This window comes from Pseudomonas rhizozeae (assembly GCF_031583775.1).
GTDB lineage: Bacteria > Pseudomonadota > Gammaproteobacteria > Pseudomonadales > Pseudomonadaceae > Aquipseudomonas.
This window is the reverse complement of record NZ_JAVLSB010000034.1, coordinates 45,899-53,195: the sequence shown is the minus strand read 5'-3', so window position 1 is coordinate 53,195 and position 7,297 is coordinate 45,899. Positions and strand designations below refer to the sequence as shown.

Here is a 7,297-nt window from a genome sequence, read left to right as displayed (position 1 = left end):
TAGCTCTGCATTTGCCTGATAGTTGAGCGCCCATAAAAAAGGGCCCCTCAAAGGAGCCCCTGGGCCGTAGCCCGCCGCCCGGATGGGGCGTGCGTGGTTAATTCGGTGCGTAATCAGATTGTGTGTCGGAGTGTTGTGCCCTGTGTTAGCCGACGGCGTGAAGTTCGTTGAGTCTGTGGATTCCCGCAGTGCCGGTCATACCGTCCCAGTTGTCGCCGCGTCCTTCTCGCCAGCCGTTAATCCAGGCTTGGCGTACTGACGGTAGAGTAAAGGGGCAAAGCTCACGGGATTTTCCACCAACGCCGTATTGGTATCCGCGTAAAAATGCTCTTTCCAACGGATCACGCTTAAGTCTTCTCATAGGGTGTTTCCCTCACTTGTTGACTGTCTTGTAGATTCCTTCGACCTCAATCGAGGTCGGGCAGAAGATTCTGCCGTTGGCGGCTCGCTGCCGGCGTGGCGAGCCAAAGTTGTCGACGTCGTGGCGGCGTCGACCTGTGTTGAGTTCTAACCAATGCGTCACATCGAGGGAATGACCGTTTTGTCATAAGGACGTAACGATAAAGATGCTAAGGCCATAAGTAACTGGATGTTCGGCGCAGGATTATCGGTCAAAGCCCTGTATGATCGGCGTCCCGTCAAACGATGGGATTAATACGCCAGCACTCGCCGTGACTTTTTAAGGTCGATAATTAACCGACGAAGGGTCGGCTTATGACATTTTGTTGCATCAACTTTTTTACCTGTCCTTGCATCTAAGCTCTTTTAACCCGAGCAGCAGGGGTGGAATGGCACACTCCGTGCCACGCGGGCGCTCTTTGAGAAAAGCGCCTGATTGAAAACCGGACCGACAATGCGTTGTCGCGTCACTTCGCCAAAGGCTCTGAAATTCCATGTCCGATCGTTTCGAACTCTTCCTCACTTGCCCCAAAGGCCTCGAAGGCCTGCTGATCGAGGAAGCCGTCGGGCTTGGCCTTGAGGAAGCACGGGAACACACCTCCGCCGTGCGCGGCATGGCCACCATGGAAACCGCGTATCGCCTGTGCCTGTGGTCGCGCCTGGCGAACCGGGTGCTGCTGGTGCTCAAGCGGTTCCCGATGAAAGACGCCGAAGACCTGTACCACGGGGTGCTCGACATCGAGTGGCAAGACCACATGCTCAACGACGGTACCCTGGCCGTCGAATTCAGCGGCCATGGTTCGGGTATCGACAACACCCACTTCGGCGCGCTGAAAGTCAAAGACGCTATCGTCGATAAGTTGCGCACCCCGCAGGGCGATCGTCCGTCCATCGACAAACTCAACCCGGACCTGCGCATCCACCTGCGTCTGGACCGTGGCGAAGCGATCCTGTCCCTCGACCTGTCCGGCCACAGCCTGCACCAGCGCGGTTATCGCTTGCAGCAAGGCGCGGCGCCGCTGAAGGAAAACCTCGCGGCGGCGATCCTGATCCGTTCCGGCTGGCCACGGATTGCCGCCGAGGGCGGCGCACTGGCTGACCCGATGTGCGGCGTGGGGACCTTCCTCGTTGAAGCCGCGATGATCGCTGCCGACATGGCGCCGAACCTGCGCCGCGAGCAATGGGGCTTTACTGCCTGGCTCGGCCACGTGCCGGCGCTGTGGAAAAAACTCCACGAAGAAGCCGTCGAGCGCGCTGCGGCTGGCCTGGCCAAGCCACCGCTGTGGATTCGCGGTTATGAAGCCGACCCACGGCTGATCCAGCCGGGCCGCAACAACGTCGAGCGCGCCGGTCTCAGCGAGTGGATCAAGATCTACCAGGGTGAAGTCGCCACCTTCGAACCGCGCCCGGACCAGAACCAGAAAGGCCTGGTCATCTGCAACCCGCCGTACGGCGAGCGTCTGGGTGACGAAGCGAGCCTGCTCTACCTCTACCAGAACCTCGGCGAACGCCTGCGTCAGGCCTGCCTGAACTGGGAAGCCGCGGTGTTCACCGGCGCCCCGGATCTGGGTAAGCGCATGGGCATCCGCAGCCACAAACAATATTCGTTCTGGAACGGCGCGTTGCCGTGCAAGTTACTGCTGATCAAGGTCTTGCCGGATCAGTTCGTCACCGGCGAGCGCCGCACTCCGGAGCAGCGCCAGGCCGAGCGTGAGCAGGCGGAGTACGACCAGGCCCCGAGCGAGCCGCAAGAGCGCCAGTACAACAAGAACGGCAACCCGATCAAACCGACGCCGGTGCCCGCGCCGGTGGTTGAACAGCCGCGCTTGAGCGAAGGCGGGCAGATGTTCGCCAATCGCCTGCAAAAGAATCTCAAGGCCCTGGGCAAGTGGGTCAAGCGCGAAGGCATCGATTGCTACCGCGTCTACGATGCCGACATGCCGGAATATTCCATGGCCATCGACCTGTACCACGATTGGGTGCACGTTCAGGAATACGCCGCGCCCAAGTCCATCGACCCGGAAAAAGCCTCGGCACGGATGTTCGATGCCTTGGCGGCGATCCCGCAGGCGCTGAACATCGACAAGAGCCGCGTGGTGGTCAAACGCCGCGAGCGCCAGAGTGGCACCAAGCAGTACGAGCGCCAGAGCGCCCAAGGCAAGTTCCAGGAAGTCAGCGAAGGTGGCGTCAAGTTGCTGGTCAACCTCACCGACTACCTCGACACCGGGCTGTTCCTCGATCACCGCGCCATGCGTCTGCGCATTCAGAAAGAGGCCGAGGGCAAGCGCTTCCTCAATCTCTACTGCTATACCGCAACTGCCAGCGTGCACGCAGCCAAGGGCGGCGCGCGCAGCACCACCAGTGTCGACCTGTCGAAAACCTACCTGGACTGGGCGCGGCGCAACCTGTCGCTGAACGGTTTCTCCGACAAGAACCGCTTGGAGCAGGGCGATGTGATGGCCTGGCTGGACACTTGCCGCGATGAGTTCGACCTGATCTTCATTGATCCGCCGACCTTCTCCAACTCCAAGCGCATGGAAGGCATCTTCGATGTGCAGCGCGATCAGGTGCAGCTCATCGACCTGGCCATGGCGCGCCTGGCGCCCGGCGGCGTACTGTACTTCTCGAACAACTTCCGCAAATTCCAGCTCGAAGAAAACCTCACCACGCGCTACTCGGTGGAAGAGATTTCCGCGCAGACCATCGACCCGGATTTTGCGCGCAACGCCAAGATTCACCGCGCCTGGAAAATCACGGCTCGTTGACACTCGCCGGCATTGGATCCACAGAGCCTTGATTTTTAAAGGCTCTTGGATTTTCGCCGGTGCTAGCCAAATTAGTGGCTAATAGCTATAACTCTAGTGACTATTGGGCTTTTCCGGCCTGTGGCTTCTGAGTTATCGCTATGTCGTTGCATGCCGTGCGCCCGAAGATCCTGGGGTTTATCAGCGAAGACGTCTCGGGCTGGCTGGTCGCGGCGTTGGTCCTGTGTGCCGGCTGGATGCTCACCGGATTGCTGGCGTGGGCGGCGACCGAGCGCTTCGAGCAGCAGTTGCGCCAGCGTTTCCAGTTGCTCGCCAGCGAACGCTACAGCCGCATCGAAGAGCGCTTCCAGGATCAGGAACAACGGCTCGACGGCCTTCGGCGGTTTTTCGCCAACTCCCGATCTGTCTCTCGCGAAGAATTCGACGGCTACGCCCGGCCGCTGCTGCGGCGCACCCAGGCCTATTCCTGGGCGCCCCGGGTCAGCGGCAGCGAGCGCCTGGCGTTTGAGGCGGCGGCCCGTGATCAAGGGCTGGACAGTTACAGCATTCGCGAACTCAACCCCGACGGACAGCTGCAACTCGCCGCCGAGCGCGACCATTACGTGCCGGTGCTGTACAGCCAGACTCAAAGCCGCCTCGGCGCACCGCTGGGCTACGACTTGCTGGCCCAGCCATTGCGCCGTTCGACCCTGGAGCGGGCGGACCGCAATGGCACCCTGGCGGTGTCGCAACCCATGCACTTGCTGAGCATCGAACCGGCGTATGCCCGTGGCGTACTGCTGGTGGCGCCGGTCGCCCGTGCCGACAGCAGCGAACCATTTGGCTACGTGATGGCGGTGATCAGCATGCGTCAGTTGCTTGCCGACGGCCTGCCGGACCCGCTGCACGACTACCTGTCGGTGCGCATTCTTGACCTGTCGATCGATGATCAGCATGAAGTGCTGTTCGAGTCCTTTTCCGAAGCGGCGAGCACCGATCTGGCGTCCACCCAACTGCTGCGTCTGGCGGATCACGACTACCAGATAGAGATTCGCCCGAGCGCGGCGTTCTTGTTGGCGAACCATTCCTCGGCGACCAGCGCGGTGGTGCTCGGCGGCTTGCTCAGCCTGTTGCTCAGCGCCTTGCTCTACGTGCTGGTGAGTCAGCGTCAGCGCGCATTGAAACTGGTCGAGCAACGCACCGAAGAACTGCGCGCCCGCGAGCAAGAATTGCGTGGCACTCACGGTCAGTTGCGTGGGGTGCTGAACGCGGCGACCCAAGTGGCAATCATCGCCACCGATTTGCGCGGCGTGATCAGCACCTTCAATGCCGGGGCCGAGGCGATGCTTGGCTATCGCAGTGTCGACACCGTCGGCCACATGACCCTGGAAAACCTGCACCTGCCCCGTGAATTGATGGCCCGTTCACAGGCGTTGAGCGCGCGCTACGGTAAACCGATCCCGACCTGCCAGGCGATGCTGGTAGAGGGCGGCGAAAGCGGCGGCCAGGAGGCTCGTGAATGGACCCTGGTGCGCCAGGACGGCAGCCATTTGCTGGTCAACATGCTGGCGACCCCGGTACTGGATGAACACGGTTTATGGGTCGGGCACCTGGCGATCTGCATCGACATCACCGAACGCAAACGGGTCCACGAAGCGCTGGCGGCGCGCGACCTGCTGCTGAAGAAACTCAGCGCCCACGTGCCCGGTGGCATCTATCAGTTCAAAATGTCGTTCGATGGGCGCTTCAGCGTGATCTACGCCAGTGACGGCATCCGCGAAATCTACGAGCTGGAGCCAGACGTGCTGCTGCTCAATGCCGAAGCCATATTCACCCGCATTCACCCCCAGGACACCAGCCGTGTCCGCGCGTCGATCCGTGCCTCCGCCGACACGCTCAGCCCGTGGCGCGAGGAATACCGCGTGCAACTGCCGCAGCGCGGCCTGCGCTGGGTACGCGGCGAGGCCACGCCGGAAGAACAACCGGGTGGCGGCGTGTTATGGCATGGCTATGTCTCGGACATCACGGATCTGAAGCGGGTCGAGGAAGAACTGCGGGCGCTGTCGGTGACCGATGCCCTGACCGGCATCCACAACCGGCGTTATTTCCAGGAGCGCCTGACCACGGAAATGGCCAGGGTCGAGCGGGGTAGTGGCGAGTTATCAGTGATCATGCTCGACGTCGACCATTTCAAACGGATCAACGACCAGCATGGTCACGCGGTCGGCGACCGGGTGCTGCAGGCGGTGTGCGAGCGCATCGGCCATCGGCTGCGGCGCACCGACGTGTTCTGCCGGCTCGGCGGTGAAGAATTCATGGTGCTGTGCCCGGACATCAGCGGCGAGCACGCGTATGTCTTGGCGCAGGAGTTGTGGAAAGGGTTGCGCAGCGCGCCGATTGAGCCGGTCGGCACTGTCACTGCCAGTTTCGGCATCGCCAGTTGGCGCGAGGGCGAGGGCGCCGACGCCCTGCTGCTGCGCGCGGATTCCGGGGTGTATGCGGCGAAACAGGCCGGGCGGGATCGAGTGCAGGGTGAGTTGAACTAGCCTCTCAGATTGCGCCACCACCCCATGTGGGAGCGAGCCTGCTCGCGAAGGCGGATTACCCGTCGACATGTTCGTCGACTGACAGGAACTCTTCGCGAGCAGGCTCGCTCCCACAGGGGTTCAGTGAGGGCTGAGCCTGATTACAAATCCAGCCCCGCCGTGGCGATCTTCGGCTGGCGATACAGGTCCAGCAGCACCTGGTCGAGCACCGACGAGGCGCCGAACGGGGCTTTGTCGTTGAGGATCGCCACCACCGCCCAGGTGTTGCCGTTGTTATCACGGCTGAACCCGGCGATCGCCCGCACGGTGTTCAAGGTCCCAGTCTTGACGTGGGCCTCACCGCGCATCGCCGTGGTTTTCAGGCGTTTGCGCATGGTGCCGTCGGTGCCGGCAATCGGCATCGAGCTGATGAACTCCGCCGAGTAAGGGCTGCGCCACGCGGCTTGCAGCATCGACGCCATCTCCCGGGCGCTGACCCGTTCGGCGCGGGACAGCCCGGAACCGTTTTCCATCACGAGGTGCGGCGCGGTGATGCCTTTTTTCGCCAGCCACTGGCGCACCACGCGCTGCGCAGCCTTGGCATCGTCGCCATCGGCGTCGTTGCGGAACCGCGCGCCCAGGCTCAGGAACAACTGCTGGGCCATGGTGTTGTTACTGTATTTGTTGATGTCACGGATGATTTCCGCCAAGTCCGGCGAGAAGGCCCGGGCCAGCACCTTGGCATCCTTTGGCACGGCGCCCTGCACGTCGCGGCCCTGGATGCTGCCGCCCAGTTCCTTCCAGATCGCGCGCACGGCGCCGGCGGTGTAGGTGGCGTGGTCGAGCAGCGACAGGTAAGTCTGCGAGCTGCAACCGTCGCTCAATTGACCGCTGACCGTTACCACCACGCTGCCGTCGGCCTGGGCCACCGGGTTGTAGCGCACGTCGCCGCCGCACTGCTTGGTGTTGACCGCTTTGACCAGGTTCTCGACGCGGATGCTGGCGATCGGCGGCTCTACCGATATCAGCACTCGGCCGGCGTCGTTGCGCGCGACAAAACGCAGGGCCTTGAGGTTGACCAGCAAGGCATCGGGCTTGACCAGGAACGGTTTGTTCTCGTCGTTGCCATCGTCATTGAATTCCGGCAACTGCGGCTGCACGAAGAACCCGCGGTCGAGCACCAGGTTGCCGGTGACCTGAGTCACGCCATTGGCCCGCAGGTCGCGCATCAGCAGCCAGAGTTTTTCCATGTTCAGCTTCGGATCGCCGCCACCCTTGAGGTACAGGTTACCGTTGAGGATGCCGCCGCTGAGGGTGCCGTCGGTGTAGAACTCGGTTTTCCACTGGTGATTCGGCCCGAGCATTTCCAGGGCAGCGTAGGTGGTGACCAGTTTCATGGTCGAGGCCGGATTGACCGACACATCGGCGTTGTACACGGTCGGCGTGCCAGGGCCGGTCAACGGGATCATCACCAGCGACAGCGCACTGTCCGGCAGCTTGCTGGCCTTCAGGGCTTTTTCGACATTCGGCGAGAGACTGGTGTTGAGCGGCGCGGCGGAAACGGGGAGGGCCAGGGGCAAAAGAAGACTGGCCAGCAACAGGGGACGCAAAGATTTGATCATGTGCAAT

The 7,297-nt window shown here is 62.1% G+C and carries 4 protein-coding genes; 2 read left to right on the top strand and 2 right to left on the bottom strand.

Translation table 11 applies throughout. The annotated features are described in order from the left end of the window. Positions 1-145: 145 nt before the first annotated feature. Positions 146-361: a ribosome modulation factor gene (gene rmf / locus RG836_RS10905; protein ID WP_003223300.1), complete on the bottom strand. Its 216-nt coding sequence runs from the start codon at positions 359-361 to the stop codon at positions 146-148. Between the two features lie 532 nt (positions 362-893). On the opposite strand from rmf, the gene rlmKL reads away from it, so the two are divergent. Continuing rightward, a complete protein-coding gene (rlmKL, locus tag RG836_RS10900) occupies positions 894-3,164 on the top strand; it encodes a bifunctional 23S rRNA (guanine(2069)-N(7))-methyltransferase RlmK/23S rRNA (guanine(2445)-N(2))-methyltransferase RlmL (protein ID WP_310845350.1) in 2,271 nt (756 codons plus the stop codon). Positions 3,165-3,304: 140 nt separating this feature from the next. After that, on the top strand, positions 3,305-5,689 hold the full coding sequence (locus RG836_RS10895) for a sensor domain-containing diguanylate cyclase (protein WP_310845349.1): 2,385 nt from the start codon (positions 3,305-3,307) through the stop codon (positions 5,687-5,689). A gap of 140 nt (positions 5,690-5,829) precedes the next feature. Here the strand turns inward: RG836_RS10895 and dacB are convergent, their stop codons facing one another. Then, positions 5,830-7,290 (bottom strand): D-alanyl-D-alanine carboxypeptidase/D-alanyl-D-alanine endopeptidase, encoded by a 1,461-nt coding sequence (dacB, locus tag RG836_RS10890; protein ID WP_310845348.1) that lies wholly within the window; start codon positions 7,288-7,290, stop codon positions 5,830-5,832. Positions 7,291-7,297: the final 7 nt, after the last annotated feature.

Bases quoted from the DNA above. Each gene is read 5' to 3' on its own strand.
- rmf (WP_003223300.1), bottom strand. From the start codon at position 361: ATGAGAAGACTTAAGCGTGATCCGTTGGAAAGAGCATTTTTACGCGGA.
- rlmKL (WP_310845350.1), top strand. From the start codon at position 894: ATGTCCGATCGTTTCGAACTCTTCCTCACTTGCCCCAAAGGCCTCGAA.
- RG836_RS10895 (WP_310845349.1), top strand. From the start codon at position 3,305: ATGTCGTTGCATGCCGTGCGCCCGAAGATCCTGGGGTTTATCAGCGAA.
- dacB (WP_310845348.1), bottom strand. From the start codon at position 7,290: ATGATCAAATCTTTGCGTCCCCTGTTGCTGGCCAGTCTTCTTTTGCCC.